Genomic DNA, 20,772 nt, shown 5'->3' with positions numbered 1-20,772 from the left:
AAGGAAGCCCCTATGTTTAATTTTCAATCTAAAAAATCTATTGTTGGTGTTTTGACTTTATCCACAACATTGGCTTTGGCCGGTTGTGAAAGTATGTCCAACTCCGGTTCTTCTAATGTAGACAGCCGTTTAACCTCAGGCAATCAAGCTGAGTTTTTTAGTAAATCGGGATTAACTGCCTGTGCAGCCGGTGCGGCGGCAGGTGTTGGGGCTTGTTTATTAAGCGGAACCAATAATGCAGCACTATGTTCTGCGGTAGCTGCAGTAGCTGGTTGTGGTATCCTCATGGGCGGTAACTATTATTTGGAACAACAGCGTACCAATTATGCTAATAAAGAAGAGCGTTTAAATGCTTATTTAAAAGATTTAAATAAAAACACTCAAGAAGCCAGAACTCTGGCAAATTCAGCGAAAACCGTGTTGACCCAAAACCAAAAAACGTTGGCTAATTTGAATCGTAAATTAAAGGATAACAGCATTCAAAAAGATGAAGCCAAACGTCAGTTGAAAGAGATTGATAGTAACATTGCTTACTTAAATGACAAATTGAAAAAAATGAAAGAAAGCGAGAGAGATTGGAAAGATGTAGCGCAAAAAGAGCGTGGTAGCGGTATGAATGTAGCAAAATTAGATTCTCAAATCGCCCAATATCAAAAACAAATTGCAGCCTTGGAAAAACAGATCGCTGTTGTATCGCAGCAACGTAATGCGTTAAATGTTGGTTAAGGAGATTCTATGAAAACATTGTTAAAAACCACCGCACTTTTAGGTGCTGCTGTGTTGCTTTCTGCCTGCACCAACACGCCGGAAGAGTGCGATCCGAGTGTTGAACTCAATATGTTCAGCAAAGCGGCCTGCCAGTTTTCCGGAAGTTATGACAAGCGTATTGAACAAAAAGAAAAATTGGTGTTAGACGCGAAGACAGAAAATGCCAAATTTAATAAAATTTATGCCGATATTAAAGCGCAACAAAAATCTGTTAACCAATCTATTGCACAGAAAAAAGCGCAACAGGCTAAACTCGATCAGTCTGTGGGCAAACTCACAGCCGAGTTAAAACAAAAAGCCAAAGGCAGACAAGATTTGCAGGCGGAAATTGCCGAAGTAGAGAAACAAATGAAAGCCGTCAATAACAGCGGCGGTTCTGAAATGGAAAAACAAGCGGAATTAGAACAATTACAACGCAAGTTATCTAATCTACAAAAAGCATTAGGCTTATAATGCGAATACTGAGGGCTACCAACGATGTTGGTGGCCCTCTTTTTACTTTTTGTGATCCTCAAAGTGCGGTGATTTTTGGGGATGTTTTTTAAGGAATACTATGCAACGTCTGGCACGAGTTGGTTTGGATCAATACAACCGGGAAGCGATCGAGTTATTTCACCATTACGATGACATCGTAGCGGTATTAAATCGCTATTTGCCACCTAGCACGGCAAACATATTGGCGCGCCCTGAAGTGAAGGACAATATGGTGGAATGGTATTCCGAATTGCAAGGGCAACCACAATTATTAGACGTCCATTCAAGCCACTATGCAGAAGCCAACGCGCTTGTTGTGCAACGCTTAGCTTCCATTGATGCCTTAGTGTTCGAGTTATTGCAAAAAGAGGCGATTGAACCTGCTATTGCCGCGTATTTAAAACAATTCACTCATATCGTAAAACAGCACGATATTCAAATTTATAGTATCAACCAACAACCTGTGATCACCGGCTGGGGACTGAAAAAAGATGTCACTGCTGAGCAGACACCGCCAGTGACAGAAGTAAAAACACCCCGTCGTTGGTTATTGCCACTGCTACTTTTCACCTTTGCTATTTTAGGACTCCTGGGATGGTTGTTTTTAACGCCATCTGTTCCTGAAACTGTAAAAATTGAGCCAATTGTGCCGAAAAATTGCCGAAAAGTGGAGGAGCCAGCCGATATTCCACAGTTAGCGATTATTTTTAATAACGCTACCGGCATGAAATATACTCTGTTGGAAAGTAAAGAGGCAATCAATGCATTTGATGAAAAATTACAACAACAAATCCTGCCGCAAGCCGACATTGATTATATGGATCGTCAACCGAATCGCTCTGTAGCCGCCAAGGAGGCAGTGACGCATTTGATTAATGACGTTCCGAATGCCGTAGATATCGGTTTGATTGAACTACAAAGTTGTGTCAGTAAATCGGCTGATGTATCGGCTGCGATTAATCATGGCATTTTTACTGGTACACAACGTACGGAATTAAAAAATAAAGTACAAAATATGACGGTGCGTGAGCATCGAGTGCCGGGTACACCCATTTATGAGGGTATTGAAAAAGCCTTAACATTGCTTGATGGTAAAAAACGCGAAGCCTTGATTGTGTTGATTACTGAAGGTAACGGTGATTGCACTGAGCGAAAAATCTGCGCATTAATGGAAAATGTGGCAAAAGAGCGGCCAAAATTGAAAGTGAATATTGTGAGTATCAATTCCCCTTGGAATGCCACAGACTGCTTGGCAAAGGCTACAGGCGGGCAGATTTTTGACCATGACATGACCAGCCAAGAAAAATTAACCGATGCGATTAAACAAGCCATGAAGCCGGTACAACAAGAAATTTGCGAATAAAGTGCGGTCGTTTTTCGCCGCGTTTTTGAAGTTGGAGAGATTATGCAACGCTTAGCAAGAGTAAATTTAGATCAACAAAATAGCGCAGCCGTGGAGTTGTTTGGGCATTACAACGAGATCACGGCAATTTTGCTTCGTCATTTGCCGCCGAGCACAGCCAGTATGTTGGCGCGTCCTGAGGTGCATGGCGAGGTAGTGGAGTGGTATTCCGAGTTGCAAGGACAACCATATTTGTTAGGTAATTCCGAACGGGATCAACAGGCTCGAAAACAGGCTGAGACCTTTATTTCACATCGTCTGGCTACGGTCGATAAACTGCGTGCGGAGTTGGTGCAAAAGGGAAGTATTAACGCAGAGCAAGCGACTTTATTGGAGCGGGTGGTTGACGCAGCGCAGCATGATTCCATTCAAATTTATATCGTTAACAAACAGCCCGTGATGACCGGTTGGGGCTTGGGGGAAAAGCCGATTCCTGTTCCGCCACCTGTTGTGCCTGCACCAAGTAAATCCCTCGGGTGGCTGTGGTTGTTACCATTATTATTGCTATTACTAGGTGGTTTGGCGTGGTGGTTGTTCTTCCGCCCTGAGCCGGTTCAATCTCAACCAATGGAGCCTGTGAAAGTTGAAATTTCCAAACCGGAGCCACCAAAAGAAGAACCGAAACCGGAACCGCCAAAAGAGGAACTGAAGCCCGAGCCACAGCGGCTTGAGTTTATTCCTGAGCCGGAAGAACCATCGAAAGTAGAAGAACCACCGAAAGTGGAGGAACCACCAAAAGTGGAGGAACCTCCAAAGGTTGAGGATCCTCCGAAAGTGGAAGAACCTCCTAAACAGGAAAAACCAAAATATTGCACTAAAACTATTACGCCGGCTCAACGTCCGCAAATGGTAATTGTATTTGATGATTCCTTATCTATGTTGGCTAGTTTAAATGAAAGCAGTGCAGTAATTAACGCATTTTGGGATCGTTGGAATAATAATGAGATAATCTCGGAAGAGGAAAAAGTACATATGTTCCGTGAACCACGTCGTCTTACTACAGCAAAAAAAGCGGCTACAGATATTATTGATAAGATTGATCCTAATATTGATATTGGATTGGTAAGTTTAAGAAGATGCCCTGGAGCCAGAAATCATGGTATGTTCGGTCCGAGTAAGCGTAAAGCACTAAAAGCTCAAATTAGAGGATTGTTTCCGAAAGAGGGCGAGGAGAATATAGGTACGGCGCTTCATAGCGGTTTGCGACAAGCCGCAGCCATGGTAGATGGCGTTAAACGTGATGCTTTTATTTTAGTGTTGAGCGATGGTGAGGAAAGTTGTGATAAAGGTAATACTAATGTGTGTGCTATAGCACAAGAATTAGCCAAACAAAAACCAAAACTGAAAATTAATGTCGTCGATATTGGTGGTGCGAAAGCCGCAAACTGTTTGGCAACGGAGACCAAAGGCAAAGTGTTTACCGCTAACAGTAAAGCACAAGTTACTAATATGATTAACCAAGCCATTAAACCAATGGTGGAAAAAGAAGAGTGTAAATAATGTGATAAGGTGCGGTCATATTTCATCGTATTTTTGAGGTTGGAGAGATTATGCAACGCTTAGCAAGAGTTAATTTAGATCAACAAAATAGCGCAGCCGTGGAGTTGTTTGGCCATTATGATGAGGTCACGACAATTTTACTTCGTCATCTTCCACCAAGCACAGCCACTATGTTGGCGCGACCTGACGTGCATGGCGATGTAGTGGAGTGGTATTCCGAGTTACAAGGACAACCATATTTGTTAGGTAACTCCGAACGGGAACAGCAGGCTAGAAAACAGGCTGAGGGCTTGATTTCACAGCGTTTGGCTACGGTAGATAAACTGCGTGCGGAGTTGTTGCAAAAGGGCAGCATCAGTGCAGAACAAGCGACTTTATTGGAGCGCATGGTTGATGCGGCACAGCATGATTCCATCCAAATTTATATCGTCAACAAACAACCCGTGATTACCGGTTGGGGCTTGGGTAAAAAGCCGATTCCAGTCCCACCACCAGTTGTGCCTGTACCAAGTAAATCCCTCGGGTGGCTGTGGTTGTTACCATTATTATTGCTATTACTAGGTGGTTTGGCGTGGTGGTTGTTCTTCCGCCCTGAGCCGGTTCAATCTCAACCAATGGAGCCTGTGAAAGTTGAAATTTCCAAACCGGAGCCACCAAAAGAAGAACCGAAACCGGAACCGCCAAAAGAGGAACCGAAGCCCGAGCCACAGCGGCTTGAGTTTATTCCGGAGCCGGAAGAGCCAAAAGTAGAGGAACCGCCAAAAGTAGAGGAACCTCCAAAAGTGGAAGAACCGCCAAAAGTCGAAGAACCACCGAAGGTTGAGGAGCCGTTGAAAGTGGAGGAGCCACCTAAACCGGAAAAACCGAAATATTGCACTAAAACCATCCCCCCGGCTCAACGTCCGCAAATGGTGATTGTATTTGATGATTCCTTGTCGATGTTGTTTTCATTGTTGGAAAGTCCGGCGTCTATTCAACGTTTTATTAATTCGCCGTTTCCCACAGACGCAGAGTTTGATTATATGCGTCGTGAGCCAAATCGTATTAGTACGGCGAAGAAATCTGCTGCTGCAATTATTGATAAGATTGACCCCAATATTGATATTGGCTTGGTAAGCTTAAAAATGTGTCCTGGGGCTCGAAATCATGGCATGTTTGGGCCCGATAAACGGAAAGCTTTAAAAGCCCAAATCAATGCACTGCAACCGAAAGACAGTGATCAGGGCACCGGCACGGCACTCTATAGTGGTTTACAACAAGCAGCATCAATGGTTGATGGTATTAAACGTGAGGCGTTTATTTTAGTGTTAAGTGATGGTGATGATTTTTGTAACGGAATAAAACATGACGTATGTGGTCTTGGCCGTCAAATTGCAAAAAATAAACCAAAGCTGAAAATCAACGTAGTGGATATTGGGGGAACAAAAGCTGCAAATTGTTTGGCCACAGCGACTAAAGGTAAAGTGTTTACTGCTAACAGCAAGGCGCAAGTTACCAGCATGATCAACCAAGCTATTAAGCCGATGGTGGAAAAAGAAGAGTGTAAATAATGTGATAAAGTGCGGTCGTTTTTTACCGCATTTTTGACGTCGGAGAGATTATGCAACGTCTTGCGCGAGTCAATTTGGAACAGCAAAATCTGGCTGCTGTAGAGTTATTTAGCCATTATGATGAAATTGTCAGTCTGTTAAATCGGTATTTACCGCCTAGTACTGCGTTTATATTTGCACGTCCTGAAGTTAATGGCAATGTGGTGGAATGGTATTCCGATTTGCAAGGACAACCCTATTTGTTAGGCCATACTGAATGGGAACAAGTAGCTCGCAAAAATGCGGAAACATTGATTTCTCAACGTTTGGAGGCGGTAGATAAATTACGTGTGGATTTGCTACAAAAAGGCACGATTACTTTCGAACAATCGGCTTTATTGGAAAGCTTGGTCAAGGCCGTGCAACATGATTCTGTCCAAATTTATGTTGTGAACAAGCAACCGGTGATTACCGGTTGGGGCTTAGGTAAAAAGCCAATGCCGGCGGTATCATCTACGCCAAAGGTGAAAAAGTCTCGTTGGTGGCTGTGGTTGTTACTATTATTGCTGTTAGGTGGATTAGCATGGTGGTTCTATTTCTATCCGGCGCCTATTAAGGCCGAAGCGGTGGCGCCGGTAAAAATTGAAATTGCCAAACCGGAGCAAAAACCGGAATCGCTGAAAGAAGAACCAAAAAACGAGCCAGTAAAAGAAGAGCCACAGACCGAACCTGTAAAGGAAAAAATAGAAGAAGAGAAAAAAACGCCTAAACCAATAATTGATAATAGTATAGCGGAAAAAGTTAGAGCCTCCGGCGGTAATCCAAACGGTGATTTCCGTGCTTCTTTGGTATGGCATAACGGTGAAGACTTGGATTTACAATTAAATACGTTAAACGCTCACGCCAATAAATGTTCTAACGGTTATGCTGTGCTTGACGTGGATATGAATGGCGTGGGTTGCGGTAGCAACAAGCGGAATTTTACCTCACCGGTGTAAAATATTGTGGCAAAGCATCGTAACCAAATGCCAAACGGTAGTTATGTTTTTACCGTAGAACAATTTGGTGCGCACCAAGTTCCGGGCGGTTATATGTGTAAAATGCTTGATAGCGGCTATGGATTTGAGCTACAAATTAAGCTCAATGACCGAATGCGAACCTATGCTTATCGTAAGCCGATCCGGGATTGCCAACGCAAAATCAAAATGCTGGAAGTGATAAAAAAAGGTGATGATTTCCGTGTAGTTTATGTGAATCCGGATTTGAAATTGATTGCTGATGTGATCGTGCCTAACGGATAAATAGGGGAAATAAAAAAGTGCGGTTAAAAATTTATTTGTTTTTTCACCGCACTTTTTGTTTTATCACAGAGAGAAATTAGTCAATACCAAATTGTTCATGCACGAAAGCTTGGAAGTCGGTACACCCGCCAATGTGTTTTTCATCAATTAAAATTTGCGGTACAGTTTGTACCGGTTTGCCGATGATTTTCGCAATGTCTTCTTTTGTCATGCCCTGTTCAATGATATCGATGTAACGATAATCAAAATTTTCCACGGTATTTTTCAATTTTTCGGCTAAGTTTTTAGCGCGTACGCAATACGGGCAACTTAAACGTCCATAAATAGTAACAAACATAATTTTTCCTTGTTGTGATGAATCAGTAGTGTGATTCTACGACCTCTCTAAAAAAGAATAAAGGGGTTTTGGGGAGGGCGTGTAATTAGTGTAAGATAGGTGCAAATTTGATGTTTGTTACAGTAAGGAAGGTTTATGTCTGAGAAAAAACTCACTTCTTCGACTTTAGATTGTATTTTAGCCCATCGTTCAATTCGTCGTTTTACGGATGAACCCGTATCTGACAAGGTGATTGAACAGCTTGTAAATGCGGCGCGTTTTGCCTCTACATCTAACCATTTGCAATGTGTTTCTATTGTGCGTATCACTGATCCGGCGATTCGTGATCAAATGATGGCATACAGTTCTAATCAGGAATATGTGAAATCCGCACCGGAGTTTTGGGTGTTCTGTGTTGATTTCCATAAACATAAACAAATTTGTCCAACAGCGCAGTTAGATTATGCAGAAGTCTTGCTCATCGGCGCAGTTGATACCGGTATCATGTCGCAAAATGTATTGTTGGCGGCGGAAAGCCTAGGGCTTGGCGGTGTGTATATTGGTTCTTTGCGTAATGAAATGGAAGCGGTTGGCAAATTGTTAAATCTACCGGAACATTGTTTACCGATGGTGGGGATGTGTTTGGGGTATCCCGATCAGGATCCGCCGACCAAACCACGCCTGCCGAAAGAAACCTTGTTCTTTGAAAACGCCTATCAGCCGTTGGATACCACTAAACTTGACGAATATAACGCTACCGTTGCTGAATATTATCGTCAGCGTAGCAACATTGACATGGATTGGTCACGTAATGTGATTAAGAGTTTGGATAAACCGATTCGCCCGAAAGTGTTGGCTTATTTGCAACAACAAGGTTTCATTAAAAAGTAATTTTGTATGAAATTGTTAATGTTGTGTCGTGAGCCGCGCTTGTATAGTTGTCAGCGGCTAAAACGTGCGGCGGAAGACAACGGGCATCAAATGGATATTTTGGATCCGAATCGTTGCTTGATAAAACTCCGTAAAAATCCACCGCACTTTGCATTGTATTATCAGGCAGAGCCTGAAAGTGAAGCACAATTATTGCCGCAATATGATGCGGTATTGCCTCGTTTTGGCACAACCAGTATGCTCATGGGCTGTCGCGTGTTGCACTATTTTCAGGCGTTGGGTATTCCTTGCTTGAATCATGTGGATGCATTTCGTAATGCTCGAGATAAATGGTTGAGCCTGCAGATGTTGTTACAACATGGCATCGCTGTACCGGATTCTTTATTGGCAGGCATGGAAGTGGATGCTAATCATGCGGTGCAACACATCGGCGCACCAACAATTTTGAAAACCCTAACCGGATCGCAAGGCATTGGCGTGATTTTGGCAGAGCGGGCACAAAGTGCGGTCAGTATTTTGGACACATTAAAGCAATCGGATGTGCCCGTGTTGTTACAAGAATTTGTGGCGGAGTCCAACGGCACCGATTTACGCTGTTTTGTGATTGGTGGACGCGTGGTTGCCGCTATGCAACGTGTCGGGCAGAACGGAGAATTTCGCGCAAATTGTCACCGTGGCGCCACTGCGGAAAAAGTGATACTGACCGAACAGGAAAAGCAAATTGCTTTAAATGCCACGAAAGCGTTGGGCTTGGATGTTGCCGGCGTGGATTTAATTCGTTCTGTGAATGGTCCGTTGGTGCTGGAAGTGAATGCTAGCCCGGGGCTTGAAATGATTGAGAAGACCAGCGGCATTAATATCGCCTTGCAAATGATTTTATATTTAGAACAGAAAACCCGTAATCAAGTTGGAGTAATAAAATGATTATTTATTTACATGGTTTTGATTCCAGCAGCCCCGGTAATTATGAAAAAGTCATGCAGTTAAAATTTATTGATGGTGACGTACGTTTTATTAATTACAGTACGTTGCACCCGCGTCATGACATGACTTTCTTGCTGAATGAGGTGCATAAACTGGTGTCTGAATCGAAAGATGAGAACCCGTTGATTTGCGGCGTTGGGTTGGGTGGCTACTGGGCGGAGCGTATCGGCTTCTTGTGCGGCATTAAACAGGCGATTTTCAACCCGAATTTATTTCCACAAGAAAATATGACAGGTAAGATTGACCGCCCAGAAGAATACGAAGACATCGCCACCAAATGCGTGGAAAATTTCCGTATGAAGAATAAAGGTCGCTGTCTGGTTTTTTTATCGATTGAGGACGGCGTGTTGGATTCCAAACGTAGCGCAGATGTTTTGTCTCCGTATTACGATATTGTGTGGGATGAAAATGAAAGCCATAAATTCAAGCAAATTTCTCATCATTTACAGCAAATCAAAGCATTTAAAGACGCGTAAGGTTTTGAGGAAAAAAGAAGGGTAGCATTTCGCTACCCTTTGTTTTTTGTATTCTAGCCGAATTCCGGATTCTTGTTATTTAACGGGAAATTTGGCGGTAATTGCGGACTGGCATCTTCTTCACTCAACGGGGCTATTTCCGGCTGTGTTTTAAATTCTTCTGCCGGAGTGGCATTTTTTTCTTTGCCTAATAATTGCGGCTGTAATTTTATAAAATTACTGTTTGGCGATAACCAAATGCCGGCAAATAAGCGGCTAAATTCCGGCTCAAATTCATGATCCAAGATTGAGTCGTTTAACATGAAATAACCTCTATCGGGCAACGCAATGTAACGTAATACATCGTTTGGTGAGAAATCCGGGAAAATAGCCTGCATGTCTTTTAGCCATGCGTCACTTTTCGCTTTATCCGCTTTTAGAAATTCCATTTCTTTAATTAAGCTAATCGCAAAATTCTTGCCTTCAACGGGTTTTTCATATTTGAAAGAAAGCATGATAGGTAATTGATTTTCCTGATATGCACCGTCTTCGGTCGCCAAATCAATGGAATAAACCAAGAACGGCCCCCAATTATAGTCGGCAGTGCCCACATTGACCCAATGGGCAGAAAGTGCGGTAGGAAATAAGCTTAAAATAAACAGCAGCGATTTTAATTTCATAAACAATCCGTCATAAAAATTTATGTGGGCGATTATAGCAAAAAAGACGGGAAATTGATCCCGTCTTCTTTACTCATAACTTAATTTAACGCATCACGTTATTTTAAGCTGCCTACCATATCTTCCGGACGCACCCATTTGTCGAAATCTTCCGCAGAAACTAAGCCAAGATTAATGGCTTCTTCGCGTAAGGTGGTACCGTTTTTGTGTGCGGTTTTCGCAATTTTCGCCGCATTTTCATAACCGATATGGGTATTAAGTGCTGTGACCAACATCAATGAATTTTCAAGTTGTTGTTTAATGCGAGGGAAGTTCGGTTCGATACCGGTCGCGCAGTGTTCATCTAAAGAAACACAGGCATCTGCCAACAATTGGGCGGATTGTAAGAAGTTCGCAATCATTACCGGATTGAACACGTTCAATTGGAAGTGACCTTGAGAGCCGACGAACGCGATAGTGGTGTCGTTACCAAACACTTGTGCGCATACCATGGTCATGGCTTCACATTGGGTTGGGTTGACTTTACCCGGCATGATGGAAGAACCCGGTTCATTTTCCGGAATTAAGATTTCACCGATACCGGAGCGCGGGCCGGACGCCAATAAACGGATGTCGTTAGCAATTTTGAACAAGCTCATAGCAAGTTGACGTAATGCACCGTGAGTTTCCACGATAGCATCATGTGCTGCCAAGGCTTCAAATTTGTTTTCTGCGGTGATGAACGGAAGACCGGTGAATTTAGCAATGTATTCAGCCACTTTCACATCATAGCCTTTCGGTGTATTCAAACCGGTACCCACAGCCGTGCCGCCAAGAGCTAATTGGCGTAAGTGCGGTAGGGTATTTTTCAATGCAAGTAAACCGAAGTGTAATTGCGCGGCATAGGCAGAGAATTCTTGACCGAGTGTGAGCGGTGTGGCATCCATTAAGTGCGTACGACCGATTTTAACTACATCTTTAAAGGCTTCAGATTTTGCTGCAAAGGTTTTTTGTAAACGTTCTACGGCAGGAATAGTGATTTCGACAACTTTTTTGTATGCGGCAATATGCATTGCGGTTGGGAAGGTATCGTTGGAAGATTGGGATTTGTTCACATCATCATTCGGGTGAATAATGGATTTTTCGCCCAATTTGCCACCGTGTAAAACGTGAGCGCGGTTTGCCACCACTTCGTTCACGTTCATGTTGGATTGTGTACCGGAACCGGTTTGCCAAATCACCAACGGGAATTGATCGTCTAATTTATTTGCTAAAATTTCATCGCAAGCTTGTGCGATTAAATCACGTTTTTCAGCAGGTAACACGCCTAAATCATGGTTGGCGAATGCAGCCGCTTTTTTCAAATAACCAAAGGCTTCGATGACTTCATGTGGCATAGATGCCGCAGGACCGATTTTGAAATTGTTGCGGGAACGTTCGGTTTGAGCAGCCCAGTATTTGTCTGCCGGCACTTGAACTTCGCCCATGGTGTCTTTTTCAATACGAAATGCCATTGTAATTACCTCTTATTGATTATTAATGAAAAGTCTGTTGGATTCTAACACCGGCAAGCCAATCTATGAACTGAAATTACAAACAGAAAATCGGTTTTGTGACTTAGATCATAAAGTTCGGTCCGTTGGCGGCGAAAGGGTTCGGAAATTAACATTTTATATTTTAGCCGATTTCCGCTAAAATCTTGCAATTCATTTTTCCTAATTTGGACGTGTTATTTATGCCGAAAAACGCGCAATTTTACCTGCTTTCCGACAGCTCTTCTGCGCGGTCAAATTTGTCTGCAGTGGAAAGCCTTGCTTGCGATTTAGCGGCATCCGCTTGGCGTTTAGGAAAACGTGTTTTATTGGTGTGTGAAAGTGAAGCTCAGGCGCTCAATATTGATGAGGCATTGTGGCAAAGAGAACCTGACGAGTTTGTTCCGCACAACCTTTCCGGCGAAGCCACCACGTATGCCACGCCTATTGAAATTAGTTGGACGGGCAAACGCAATGCACAAAGCCGTGATTTGCTGATTAATCTGCAACCGCAACTGCCGGAATACATTAATAGCTTTAACCAAATTATCGACTTTGTTCCTGTGGAAGAGCAGCCAAAAGCCTTGGCGCGTGAGCGTTATAAACAACTGAGACAGTTAGGCTGGGCGTTGAGTACGGAGCAGGTATAACGATATAAAAAAACGCCCCTCTTTAGAAAAGAGGAACTGGGGGAGATTTGATAACAAGCGTGAATTTCTTTATGAGGTTGATATAACTTCTGCCGAATCTCCCCTAACCCCTCTTTGCCAAAGAGGGGGATGGTTACAAAAAACACTTAAAAAACTGACCGCACTTTTATGAACGACATTACTTTCTACCAACGCTTTGAAGCCGATATTCTCGCCGGGCGCAAAACCATCACCATTCGTGATAAATCCGAAAGCCATTTTAAAGCGGGCGATATTCTGCGAGTGGGGCGGTTTGAAGATAATCAATATTTCTGCACTGTTGAAGTGTTAAGTGTGTCGCCAATTACCCTTGATGAACTGACAGAACAACATGCGAAGCAGGAGAATATGGGATTGGATGAGTTGAAAGAAGTGATTCGGAGTATTTATCCGAGTGAAGGGCTGCTTTATGTAGTTACGTTTGGTTTGATAGAGGGGAAATATGAGAACTTACAATAAAACAAAAGATTTATTAAATCCCATCTTAAATATACTTAAAACAAATCCAAATTTAGATAAATCTTCTATTATTAGTAAATTAGCTGAATATTTTAATTTAGATAATGATTTCCTGAATCGTAGATATGAAGTAAGTAATGCTAAGATTTTTGAAAATACTGTTTTGTGGAAATTAAATGATTTAGATAAGTCAGGTTTGATATCTTTTGAGAAGGTAAAAGATAAAAGATTATATTTTGTCTCTGATTTAGGTATTCAGCTTTTATATGCCTCTAGTGATGATATTTTAAAATATATTAGAGAAAACTACTTAAGAAAGTTTGATACTTCATCGGAGCAAGAAAAAGAAGAAATTACGCAACAAATTGTTGAGCTTGAGGTGAATCCACTTGAACAGTTAGAAAAGTCTTATTTAGCTATTAGAAAAGAGATTTATAATGAGATTCTCGAAGTGCTTTTAAGCAAATCTCCAGTAGCTTTTGAAAAAATTGTTATCGAACTGTTTCAAAAAATGGGGTATGGGGATGGTGAGATTACACAATTAAGTCGAGATGGTGGAATTGATGGGATTATAAAAAGTGATGTTCTAGGATTTGAACAAATTTATGTACAAGCAAAACGTTATCAAAAAGATGTATCAATAGGGCAACCTGATATTCAACGATTTATAGGAACATTGCTTGGTTTACAAGGAAATGCAACAAAAGGTATTTTTGTGACTACTGCAAAATTCTCAAATGAGGCTGTAAAATATGTTCAAAATTTTTCAAAAGCAAAAATTGTTTTGATTAATGGAGATTTATTGGCTAAATATATTTATGAATATGAATTAGGTGTTCAGCCACAAAAAATTTTTAGCATTAAGAAATTAGATAGTGATTTTTGGGAAAGCTTTTCATAGTATTTTTATAAATGGTCCAATAAATAAGTTGAATCTTACTAAAAGAGAATAAATAAATGACACAAAAATTCGAAATGGCAGACCGTTTTAATCCGTCTGCGGTAGAACAAGCCCTTTATCAACATTGGGAAGAGAGCGGTTATTTTAAACCGTCTGAAAATGAAAATGCGCCGAGCTATTGCATTGCGATTCCGCCACCGAACGTCACAGGTTCTTTACACATGGGGCACGCTTTCCAACAAACCTTAATGGATACTTTAATCCGTTTTAACCGTATGGAAGGGCATAACACCTTATGGCAAGCGGGGACAGACCACGCGGGTATCGCAACCCAAATGGTGGTGGAGCGTAAAATCGCCGCAGAAGAAGGTAAAACCCGCCACGATTATGGCCGCGAAGCGTTCATCAACAAAATTTGGGATTGGAAAGCCTATTCAGGCGGCACAATCAGCCAACAAATGCGCCGTTTAGGTAACTCCATCGACTGGGAACGTGAGCGCTTCACCATGGACGACGGTTTATCCAATGCGGTAAAAGAAGTGTTTGTTCGCTTGCATGAAGAAGGTTTGATTTACCGTGGCAAACGCTTAGTAAACTGGGATCCAAAACTTCACACCGCGATTTCTGATTTAGAAGTGGAAAACAAAGAGAGCAAAGGTTCCCTTTGGCATTTCCGTTATCCGTTAGCCAACGGTGCGAAAACGGCAGATGGTAAAGAGTATTTAGTCGTAGCAACCACGCGTCCGGAAACCATGTTGGGCGATACGGCGGTTGCGGTTCATCCGGAAGATGAGCGTTATCAATCTCTAATTGGTAAAACGGTCGTTCTGCCACTGGCTAACCGTGAAATTCCGATTATTGCCGATGAATATGTGGATCGTGAATTCGGTACCGGTGTAGTGAAAATCACCCCTGCGCACGACTTTAATGACTATGAAGTGGGTGATCGTCATAAATTGCCAATGGTTAATATCTTTACTCTAAATGCCCATATTCGTAATGAGGCAGAAGTTTTAACTTATCAAGAAAAACCAAAAGAAAATGTAACTTATTCGAATGGTGAAAAAATATATAGTTCACCAAGTTTTTACGCTGTCAGTTCCTCTGAAGGATATGTTATGCCAGCCGATTATCGTGGCTTAGAGCGTTTCGCTGCACGTAAGAAAATCGTGGCAGATTTTGAAGCGCTTGGTTTATTAGATGAAATTAAACCGCATGATTTAAAAGTGCCTTATGGCGACCGTGGCGGCGTGCCGATTGAGCCGATGTTAACCGACCAATGGTATGTGAGCGTGAAACCGCTTGCTGATGTAGCAATCAAAGCGGTGGAAGACGGCGAAATCCAATTCGTACCGAAACAATACGAAAACCTTTATTTCTCTTGGATGCGCGATATTCAAGATTGGTGTATCTCTCGCCAACTTTGGTGGGGACACCGTATTCCAGCGTGGTATGACGCGGAAGGCAACGTGTATGTCGCGCGCAACGAAGCTGAAGTGCGGTCAAAATATAACTTAGATTCTGCGGTTGAACTCAAACAAGATGAAGACGTATTAGACACGTGGTTCTCATCAGGCTTGTGGACGTTCTCTACCTTAGGTTGGCCGGAGCAAACCAAAGAACTCAAAATGTTCCACCCTACGGATGTGTTAATCACCGGCTTCGACATCATCTTCTTCTGGGTTGCGCGTATGATTATGTTTACGATGCACTTCATAAAAGATGAAAATGGCAAACCACAAGTGCCGTTTAAAACGGTTTACGTAACAGGCTTGATCCGTGATGAACAAGGTCAAAAAATGTCGAAATCGAAAGGTAACGTGCTCGATCCAATCGATATGATTGATGGCATCAGCCTTGAAGATTTACTTGAAAAACGCACCGGCAACATGATGCAGCCGCAATTGGCAGAGAAAATCGCCAAAGCGACCCGTAAAGAATTTGCTGAGGGTATTGCCGCTCACGGTACGGATGCATTGCGTTTCACATTAGCTGCGTTGGCTTCAAATGGTCGCGATATCAACTGGGATATGAAACGCCTAGAAGGCTACCGTAACTTCTGTAATAAATTGTGGAACGCAAGCCGCTTCGTTCTCACCAATGACAAATTAGATTTAAGCCAAGGCGAAATTGAATTCTCCGTGGCAGACCGTTGGATTCAATCCGAATTCAATCGCACAGTAGAAACGTTCCGCAGCGCATTAAGCCAATATCGTTTCGACCTTTGTGCCAATGCGATTTATGAATTCACTTGGAACCAATTCTGCGACTGGTATTTGGAACTCACCAAACCGGTATTTGCCAACGGCAACGCAGCGCAAATTCGTGCAGCAAGCCAAACTTTGGTTCATGTGTTGGAAAAATTGTTGCGTTTAGCACACCCGCTCATGCCATTTATTACTGAAGAAATTTGGCAAAAAGTGAAAGGATTCATGGGTATCACCGCCGACAGCATCATGTTGCAACCTTTCCCACGAGTGGAAGAGAGCGCTTTTGATACTGAGGCTGAAACAGAGATCAACTGGCTCAAAGAGGTGATTGTTGCCGTGCGTAACATCCGTGCCGAGAGCAACATCGCACCAAGTAAAGGCCTCGATCTGTTATTCCGTAATATTCCAGCCGATGAGCAAAAAATACTGGAAAAACAGACCGCACTTTTACAAGCCATGGCGAAATTAGATAGCGTCAGCGTGCTTAAAGAGGGTGAACAAGCGCCGTTAGCTGTGGCGAAGTTAGTCGGCAACACCGAAATCCTCGTGCCGATGGCAGGTTTCATCAATAAAGAAGCCGAGCTTGCTCGTTTAACTAAAGAGATTGAAAAATATCAAAACGAAGTTAAACGCATCGAAAGCAAACTCAGCAACGAAGCTTTCGTCGCCAAAGCCCCAGAAGCGGTTATCGCCAAAGAACGCGAAAAACAAGCCGAATACCAATCCGGATTAGAAAAAATTCGTGAGCAGTATAAGGCGATTGAGGCGTTGTAACAAAACATAAAAAGTAGGCATCATGCCTACTTTTTTTCAGGAAAAATATGAACATAATTAGTGTTTCTGCTGGAATTATTTTGAATGATAGAAAAGAAATTCTTCTAACTGAAAGAATATCAACAGATAAGATTTTTTCAGGATGGGAATTTCCGGGTGGAAAGTTAGAAAAAGATGAAAATGCCGAACAGGCTCTTATCAGAGAATTAAAAGAAGAGTTAAATGTTCTTGTTAAAGTTGAATCTTACTGTTTAGATGCTATACATCATTATCCTAATATATCTGTTAATTTAACTGCTTTTTATTGCCGTATTGTTTCTGGTGAACCTAATTTAATAGTTCATAATGGTCTGAAATGGGTAAAATATAATGAGTTATTAAGTTATCAGCTATTGCCAGCTGATATTCCAATAGCAAAGAAAATTATTGAGGATTTTAAAAATGCTAAGAATTGATACTGTATTAACAAATCAAGAGTTAATGGATGTATTTAAATGTGGGAATGCTGGTGGAATGCGTCGTTCTAAGAAAACTAATTCTTTAGTTCTTATTTTTGATCATACTAAACACCTTTATGACGACGTATGGAAAGGTGATACGTTACATTATACAGGAATGGGAGCGGAAGGTGAACAACAGCTTGATTTTCAACAAAATAAAACTCTAGTAGAATCAAGAACAAATGGAGTTAAGGTCCACCTTTTTGAGGTATTTGAGCCTAAAAAATATAGCTATATTGGTGAAGTTTATTTGGCAGATGAACCTTACCAAGAAAAACAAAAAGATAAGAATGGATTGTTGCGAAATGTTTGGATTTTTCCATTAAAAAGAAAGTAAAAATTGTTTTATTACAGTTTTTATAATGAGGTTTTGGTTATTTATAGTAAAAGTGCGGTGAATTTCCACCGCACTTTTTTAACTTATCTTTTTCATCTGCATTTCCAATCCCATTAAAATTGGCTCCACAATTTCATCAGGCAATCCATGGGTATTTATTTCACTGACTCTTCGATATAGCGCACTGATCTCATGCAAAACGTCTTCAACTGTTTCCTTTGACAAGCCTGCGAGTTTAGCGGTGTTGAAAATGTGGCGGGGTTGTATTTTATCCCATAAATAATGTTTATTTTTGCCGTGCCACGCCATTGCCATTTTGACTTTTTGTTTTTGTAGTCCGTTGTGGTTGATGAGCGGATAGGCGGACATCACGTCATAAAAAGGCGTTAGACGATAGCGATTCTCTTGTTCCAAAAATAGACTGAAATTTTTGCCATGGCCGTCAATGGCACAAAGCAGCCAGAAAATAATTTGCGCTTTAAAAAACTGCTTGCGATCTGCTTGGGCGTTGGATGAACCCTTGAGAAGCGACATAATTTGAAGAATGCTCGGCCCGCCGTCATTTTCATATTTTCGCGCAGGGGCAATGTTGAGTGCTTGGCACATATCCTCCTGTGGTAAACGAATTAGCCAACTTCTATTTTCAGACCAACGGCGATCGAAGCGCTCCACAATCAGCACTTTCATTTCACCGAAATACTGAATTTGGCTTCGAGGAACCGGCAAACCGAAGGCTTTCATAATATTCAAGCAAAGCCATTCATTTTCACAGCTACCGGAAAGATCAAGTTGCCCTTGTGCCACCATACCAATCGGGAGTTTAAAAATATGGCTGGTCGCGGTGGAATGCAAAGGGCGCTGCCATTGATTTTGATAATAAAGCAGCGCTGTTTTTTCCTGAGCGCCGGCTAAAGAAATTCGGAAATCCTCGCTTTCTTCCATACCAAGAGGAAAAGTGCGGTAGTTTTTCAGCACGTTTTCCACCTCTTTGTCATTTAACGGTTCTGCATAAATTTGACGTACCGACCGGTTCTCACCCTGATAAAGCTGAATTGCGCCGATACAATCCTGTCCAATCGCCGAAAGTAAATCAAATGGGGATTTTGTTGAGGTTTGAAAACGTTGCTGAATGCGTGAACGGATCTGCTCATTGTCCGGGAGGAGATTATCGAAGAAATTGTAAACGGAATCTCCTCGATAAATTTTGTGCGACAAGGGCAGTGACAATGAAATAGGGCGCGAGCGAACAGATTCAAGCCATTTTTCCGCATACTGAAATTCGGTTGCGCCACTGGTGAGTTTTCGCCATTCACCGACTAACAAGCCATTCATGGCGACGTTTAGAATCGAGTTACTCATCACCATGCCTCATCGTCATCGTATGTTGCTGTTGGCTCCTTAATTGAGAGAGCGGTATTAGATGACTTTTTGCGTGGTTGCACAATAAGCTCTAGTTCTAGTCCTGCCAGAATTTTAAATAGCGTTTCTAATTTAGTACGCTCCGGCTCATTCTCAAACGCTGAAATTCGGGCTTGGGTCGTTCCGGCGAGTTTAGCAACATCAGTTTGTGACAGATCGCCTTGATAGCGAAATTCCCGAATTACATGAGAAAGCATTTTTGCGGTGGTGATAACCATTGTGACTCCTCATACGCTATAGCGTATAGAAATTATTTTATACGCTATGAAGTATAAAGCTTTTTTATATCTTGTAAAGTATAATTTATGTTTTATATCCTATGCGATATAATCTGTAAACGATTAAAATTTCCACCGCACTTTTTTCTCAGCTATTTTTCTCCTTTGACTGTTTCAACCCAACGCTCAATTAAGCGTTTGCTTTCTGCGTCGGCGCCAAAGCGGATGAAGTCAATATCCAATAATTTTAATTTGCTTGGATCGCTGGCTTTTGGGGACGCTTTCGCATGGATGTTGGCGGGGATTTGGTAAGAGTCGGACTCACGCCATGGGATTTCTTGCGCTTCGGTGTCGAGAACGAAGTCCACGAAGTGTTTGGCATTTTCTAGATTACGTGCGCCTTTGATGATGCTTACCGACCCTAACGTGTAGCCCACGCCTTCACAAGGTAAAATGCCTTTTACCGGTGCGCCTTTGTCTTTTTCACGCACATAGCCGTGCATAAAGGCAATATCAACGCCCACTTCGCCGGTGGCTAAGTTGCCGGTGGCTAAGCCGCTTTTGGAATATTGCGCCACGTTCGCATTGAGTTTTTTCAAGTAATCAAATGCTTTTTCTTCGCCCCAAAGCTGCACTAATGTCGTCAGAAAAGAATAGCCCGTGCCGGATACGCGGGGATCGGCATATTGAATTTGATTTTTGAATTCCGGTTTGAGCAAATCGGCAAAGCATTTTGGTTCCGGAATATTGAGCTGTTTTAATTTTTCCGTATTCACGCCAATGGCGACTTCCATTAAATAAATGATCGATGTGTAATCACCTCGTTCATCCATTAATTTCTTAAATTGCGGCATGATATTTTTTTGTAATGGTGAGCGGTATGTCGCGAGCAAACCTTGATCGGCGGCTTGTAAGTGCGGTTCAAATGTGCCACCAAACCACACATCTGCTTGTGGATTTTCTTTTTCTGCTTTGATTTTACCGAGTACGGTGCCAGTACTGTTTCGTACAAATTGGGCATCGACGTTGTATTTTTCGGCAAAGCGTTTCGTAACTTTTTCGCAGGTGACATTTTGTACGCTGCAATAAATGGTCAGTTTGCCTTCCGCTTGGGCGTTTTGTGTATAAAACAGCATTGGAAGTAAGCAAAGTGCGGTTGTTTTTAAGGATGTTTTTAGTGGTGAATAATTTTTAGAAAGCTTGGTCATTGATTTAATCCTTGGTGAGATTGAAAAACAAAACCAGCTAACAACTAAACGGGGAAATAGGCTGAAAGAAGCCATGGAAGCAGAGTGAAGTGCATTAGTTTCCTACGTCAGTGCTAACTGTATCAGGTTCACGGGTATTTCTCAGCTCCGTTATTTAAGCCAACGGAGCACCCCGACTAACGCGCATTACTATAGGTGTTTGTTATTGATTTGTAAATAAAAGTGAAAAATATTTCTTTTTTGGAC

General features: G+C 42.1%; 22 protein-coding genes and 1 riboswitch. Of the genes, 16 read left to right on the top strand and 6 right to left on the bottom strand.

The window, feature by feature from the left end; translation table 11 throughout:
* Positions 1–12 precede the first annotated feature (12 nt).
* The 7 genes from HMPREF9064_RS03110 (at position 13) to HMPREF9064_RS03135 (ending at position 6,974) form a co-directional block, all read left to right on the top strand.
* Entirely contained in the window at positions 13–726 is a 714-nt protein-coding gene (locus HMPREF9064_RS03110; protein WP_006718904.1) for a coiled-coil domain-containing protein, read from the top strand.
* 9 nt (positions 727–735) lie between these two features.
* Complete coding sequence (locus tag HMPREF9064_RS03115; RefSeq protein ID WP_006718903.1) at positions 736–1,221, top strand: hypothetical protein; 486 nt, start codon at positions 736–738, stop codon at positions 1,219–1,221.
* Positions 1,222–1,321: 100 nt separating this feature from the next.
* Positions 1,322–2,605 carry a vWA domain-containing protein gene (locus HMPREF9064_RS03120; protein ID WP_006718902.1) on the top strand — a complete coding sequence of 428 codons (1,284 nt, stop codon included), beginning with the start codon at positions 1,322–1,324 and terminating at the stop codon, positions 2,603–2,605.
* A 42-nt stretch (positions 2,606–2,647) separates the two neighbouring features.
* Positions 2,648–4,144: a VWA domain-containing protein gene (locus tag HMPREF9064_RS03125; protein WP_006718901.1), complete on the top strand. Its 1,497-nt coding sequence runs from the start codon at positions 2,648–2,650 to the stop codon at positions 4,142–4,144.
* A gap of 50 nt (positions 4,145–4,194) precedes the next feature.
* On the top strand, positions 4,195–5,694 hold the full coding sequence (locus tag HMPREF9064_RS03130) for a VWA domain-containing protein (RefSeq protein ID WP_006718900.1): 1,500 nt from the start codon (positions 4,195–4,197) through the stop codon (positions 5,692–5,694).
* A 50-nt stretch (positions 5,695–5,744) separates the two neighbouring features.
* Positions 5,745–6,671, top strand: coding sequence for a hypothetical protein (locus HMPREF9064_RS09695; RefSeq protein ID WP_006718899.1), 927 nt, complete (start codon positions 5,745–5,747; stop codon positions 6,669–6,671).
* Between the two features lie 6 nt (positions 6,672–6,677).
* Complete coding sequence (locus HMPREF9064_RS03135; protein ID WP_032997940.1) at positions 6,678–6,974, top strand: hypothetical protein; 297 nt, start codon at positions 6,678–6,680, stop codon at positions 6,972–6,974.
* 76 nt (positions 6,975–7,050) lie between these two features.
* Here HMPREF9064_RS03135 and HMPREF9064_RS03140 read toward each other — a convergent pair whose 3' ends face one another.
* Complete coding sequence (locus tag HMPREF9064_RS03140; protein ID WP_006718895.1) at positions 7,051–7,311, bottom strand: GrxA family glutaredoxin; 261 nt, start codon at positions 7,309–7,311, stop codon at positions 7,051–7,053.
* 135 nt (positions 7,312–7,446) lie between these two features.
* On the opposite strand from HMPREF9064_RS03140, the gene nfsA reads away from it, so the two are divergent.
* From nfsA to ycfP, 3 genes are read left to right on the top strand one after another with little or no spacing between them, the layout of a single operon-like run.
* Complete coding sequence (gene nfsA / locus HMPREF9064_RS03145; protein ID WP_006718893.1) at positions 7,447–8,181, top strand: oxygen-insensitive NADPH nitroreductase; 735 nt, start codon at positions 7,447–7,449, stop codon at positions 8,179–8,181.
* A gap of 6 nt (positions 8,182–8,187) precedes the next feature.
* Positions 8,188–9,105 carry an ATP-grasp domain-containing protein gene (locus HMPREF9064_RS03150; protein WP_006718891.1) on the top strand — a complete coding sequence of 306 codons (918 nt, stop codon included), beginning with the start codon at positions 8,188–8,190 and terminating at the stop codon, positions 9,103–9,105.
* Positions 9,102–9,641: an alpha/beta hydrolase YcfP gene (gene ycfP, locus HMPREF9064_RS03155; protein ID WP_006718888.1), complete on the top strand. Its 540-nt coding sequence runs from the start codon at positions 9,102–9,104 to the stop codon at positions 9,639–9,641. The genes HMPREF9064_RS03150 and ycfP overlap by 4 nt, the downstream gene beginning before the upstream one ends.
* A gap of 53 nt (positions 9,642–9,694) precedes the next feature.
* On the opposite strand, the gene HMPREF9064_RS03160 is transcribed toward ycfP, so the two are convergent.
* Together HMPREF9064_RS03160 and fumC are read right to left on the bottom strand one after the other, a co-directional pair.
* Positions 9,695–10,300, bottom strand: coding sequence for a hypothetical protein (locus HMPREF9064_RS03160; RefSeq protein ID WP_006718887.1), 606 nt, complete (start codon positions 10,298–10,300; stop codon positions 9,695–9,697).
* Between the two features lie 98 nt (positions 10,301–10,398).
* Entirely contained in the window at positions 10,399–11,793 is a 1,395-nt protein-coding gene (gene fumC, locus HMPREF9064_RS03165) for a class II fumarate hydratase (protein ID WP_006718885.1), read from the bottom strand.
* A gap of 221 nt (positions 11,794–12,014) precedes the next feature.
* On the opposite strand from fumC, the gene HMPREF9064_RS03170 reads away from it, so the two are divergent.
* The 6 genes from HMPREF9064_RS03170 to HMPREF9064_RS03195 all read left to right on the top strand — a co-directional run bounded on the left by HMPREF9064_RS03170 (position 12,015) and on the right by HMPREF9064_RS03195 (position 17,681).
* A complete protein-coding gene (locus tag HMPREF9064_RS03170) occupies positions 12,015–12,461 on the top strand; it encodes a DNA polymerase III subunit chi (protein ID WP_006718880.1) in 447 nt (148 codons plus the stop codon).
* A 168-nt stretch (positions 12,462–12,629) separates the two neighbouring features.
* Positions 12,630–12,959, top strand: coding sequence for a N(4)-acetylcytidine aminohydrolase (gene yqfB / locus HMPREF9064_RS03175; RefSeq protein ID WP_006718878.1), 330 nt, complete (start codon positions 12,630–12,632; stop codon positions 12,957–12,959).
* On the top strand, positions 12,943–13,860 hold the full coding sequence (locus tag HMPREF9064_RS03180; RefSeq protein ID WP_006718876.1) for a restriction endonuclease: 918 nt from the start codon (positions 12,943–12,945) through the stop codon (positions 13,858–13,860). The genes yqfB and HMPREF9064_RS03180 overlap by 17 nt, the downstream gene beginning before the upstream one ends.
* A 74-nt stretch (positions 13,861–13,934) precedes the next feature.
* Positions 13,935–16,844, top strand: a complete 2,910-nt coding sequence (locus HMPREF9064_RS03185; RefSeq protein WP_407641381.1) for a valine--tRNA ligase — start codon at positions 13,935–13,937, stop codon at positions 16,842–16,844.
* Between the two features lie 47 nt (positions 16,845–16,891).
* The gene (locus tag HMPREF9064_RS03190) at positions 16,892–17,299 is read left to right on the top strand and encodes a (deoxy)nucleoside triphosphate pyrophosphohydrolase (protein ID WP_006718872.1); all 408 of its coding nucleotides are present in this window, start codon (positions 16,892–16,894) and stop codon (positions 17,297–17,299) included.
* Positions 17,286–17,681 carry an HNH endonuclease gene (locus HMPREF9064_RS03195; protein WP_006718869.1) on the top strand — a complete coding sequence of 132 codons (396 nt, stop codon included), beginning with the start codon at positions 17,286–17,288 and terminating at the stop codon, positions 17,679–17,681. The genes HMPREF9064_RS03190 and HMPREF9064_RS03195 overlap by 14 nt, the downstream gene beginning before the upstream one ends.
* Positions 17,682–17,759: 78 nt before the next feature.
* On the opposite strand, the gene HMPREF9064_RS03200 is transcribed toward HMPREF9064_RS03195, so the two are convergent.
* The 3 genes from HMPREF9064_RS03200 to HMPREF9064_RS03210 form a co-directional block, all read right to left on the bottom strand.
* Positions 17,760–19,040 carry a type II toxin-antitoxin system HipA family toxin gene (locus HMPREF9064_RS03200; protein WP_081456144.1) on the bottom strand — a complete coding sequence of 427 codons (1,281 nt, stop codon included), beginning with the start codon at positions 19,038–19,040 and terminating at the stop codon, positions 17,760–17,762.
* The gene (locus tag HMPREF9064_RS03205; protein WP_006718865.1) at positions 19,040–19,318 is read right to left on the bottom strand and encodes a helix-turn-helix domain-containing protein; all 279 of its coding nucleotides are present in this window, start codon (positions 19,316–19,318) and stop codon (positions 19,040–19,042) included. The genes HMPREF9064_RS03200 and HMPREF9064_RS03205 overlap by 1 nt, the downstream gene beginning before the upstream one ends.
* A gap of 152 nt (positions 19,319–19,470) precedes the next feature.
* Complete coding sequence (locus HMPREF9064_RS03210) at positions 19,471–20,526, bottom strand: ABC transporter substrate-binding protein (protein WP_006718863.1); 1,056 nt, start codon at positions 20,524–20,526, stop codon at positions 19,471–19,473.
* Between the two features lie 82 nt (positions 20,527–20,608).
* Positions 20,609–20,711: riboswitch (TPP riboswitch) on the bottom strand.
* Positions 20,712–20,772: the final 61 nt, after the last annotated feature.

The sequence above is a fragment of the Aggregatibacter segnis ATCC 33393 genome (assembly GCF_000185305.1).
Taxonomy (GTDB): Bacteria; Pseudomonadota; Gammaproteobacteria; order Enterobacterales; family Pasteurellaceae; genus Aggregatibacter; species Aggregatibacter segnis.
This window is presented reverse-complemented; position numbering and strand designations above follow the sequence as displayed.

What these genes read in the sequence shown, in the direction of transcription:
- HMPREF9064_RS03170 (WP_006718880.1), top strand. Translation starts at nt 12,015, where the DNA reads ATGCCGAAAAACGCGCAATTTTACCTGCTTTCCGACAGCTCTTCTGCG.
- HMPREF9064_RS03180 (WP_006718876.1), top strand. Translation starts at nt 12,943, where the DNA reads ATGAGAACTTACAATAAAACAAAAGATTTATTAAATCCCATCTTAAAT.
- HMPREF9064_RS09695 (WP_006718899.1), top strand. Translation starts at nt 5,745, where the DNA reads ATGCAACGTCTTGCGCGAGTCAATTTGGAACAGCAAAATCTGGCTGCT.
- HMPREF9064_RS03160 (WP_006718887.1), bottom strand. Translation starts at nt 10,300, where the DNA reads ATGAAATTAAAATCGCTGCTGTTTATTTTAAGCTTATTTCCTACCGCA.
- HMPREF9064_RS03140 (WP_006718895.1), bottom strand. Translation starts at nt 7,311, where the DNA reads ATGTTTGTTACTATTTATGGACGTTTAAGTTGCCCGTATTGCGTACGC.
- ycfP (WP_006718888.1), top strand. Translation starts at nt 9,102, where the DNA reads ATGATTATTTATTTACATGGTTTTGATTCCAGCAGCCCCGGTAATTAT.
- HMPREF9064_RS03190 (WP_006718872.1), top strand. Translation starts at nt 16,892, where the DNA reads ATGAACATAATTAGTGTTTCTGCTGGAATTATTTTGAATGATAGAAAA.
- HMPREF9064_RS03205 (WP_006718865.1), bottom strand. Translation starts at nt 19,318, where the DNA reads ATGGTTATCACCACCGCAAAAATGCTTTCTCATGTAATTCGGGAATTT.
- HMPREF9064_RS03185 (WP_407641381.1), top strand. Translation starts at nt 13,935, where the DNA reads ATGGCAGACCGTTTTAATCCGTCTGCGGTAGAACAAGCCCTTTATCAA.
- HMPREF9064_RS03110 (WP_006718904.1), top strand. Translation starts at nt 13, where the DNA reads ATGTTTAATTTTCAATCTAAAAAATCTATTGTTGGTGTTTTGACTTTA.
- yqfB (WP_006718878.1), top strand. Translation starts at nt 12,630, where the DNA reads ATGAACGACATTACTTTCTACCAACGCTTTGAAGCCGATATTCTCGCC.
- fumC (WP_006718885.1), bottom strand. Translation starts at nt 11,793, where the DNA reads ATGGCATTTCGTATTGAAAAAGACACCATGGGCGAAGTTCAAGTGCCG.
- HMPREF9064_RS03125 (WP_006718901.1), top strand. Translation starts at nt 2,648, where the DNA reads ATGCAACGCTTAGCAAGAGTAAATTTAGATCAACAAAATAGCGCAGCC.
- HMPREF9064_RS03200 (WP_081456144.1), bottom strand. Translation starts at nt 19,040, where the DNA reads ATGAGTAACTCGATTCTAAACGTCGCCATGAATGGCTTGTTAGTCGGT.
- HMPREF9064_RS03210 (WP_006718863.1), bottom strand. Translation starts at nt 20,526, where the DNA reads ATGACCAAGCTTTCTAAAAATTATTCACCACTAAAAACATCCTTAAAA.
- HMPREF9064_RS03115 (WP_006718903.1), top strand. Translation starts at nt 736, where the DNA reads ATGAAAACATTGTTAAAAACCACCGCACTTTTAGGTGCTGCTGTGTTG.
- HMPREF9064_RS03130 (WP_006718900.1), top strand. Translation starts at nt 4,195, where the DNA reads ATGCAACGCTTAGCAAGAGTTAATTTAGATCAACAAAATAGCGCAGCC.
- nfsA (WP_006718893.1), top strand. Translation starts at nt 7,447, where the DNA reads ATGTCTGAGAAAAAACTCACTTCTTCGACTTTAGATTGTATTTTAGCC.
- HMPREF9064_RS03195 (WP_006718869.1), top strand. Translation starts at nt 17,286, where the DNA reads ATGCTAAGAATTGATACTGTATTAACAAATCAAGAGTTAATGGATGTA.
- HMPREF9064_RS03150 (WP_006718891.1), top strand. Translation starts at nt 8,188, where the DNA reads ATGAAATTGTTAATGTTGTGTCGTGAGCCGCGCTTGTATAGTTGTCAG.
- HMPREF9064_RS03120 (WP_006718902.1), top strand. Translation starts at nt 1,322, where the DNA reads ATGCAACGTCTGGCACGAGTTGGTTTGGATCAATACAACCGGGAAGCG.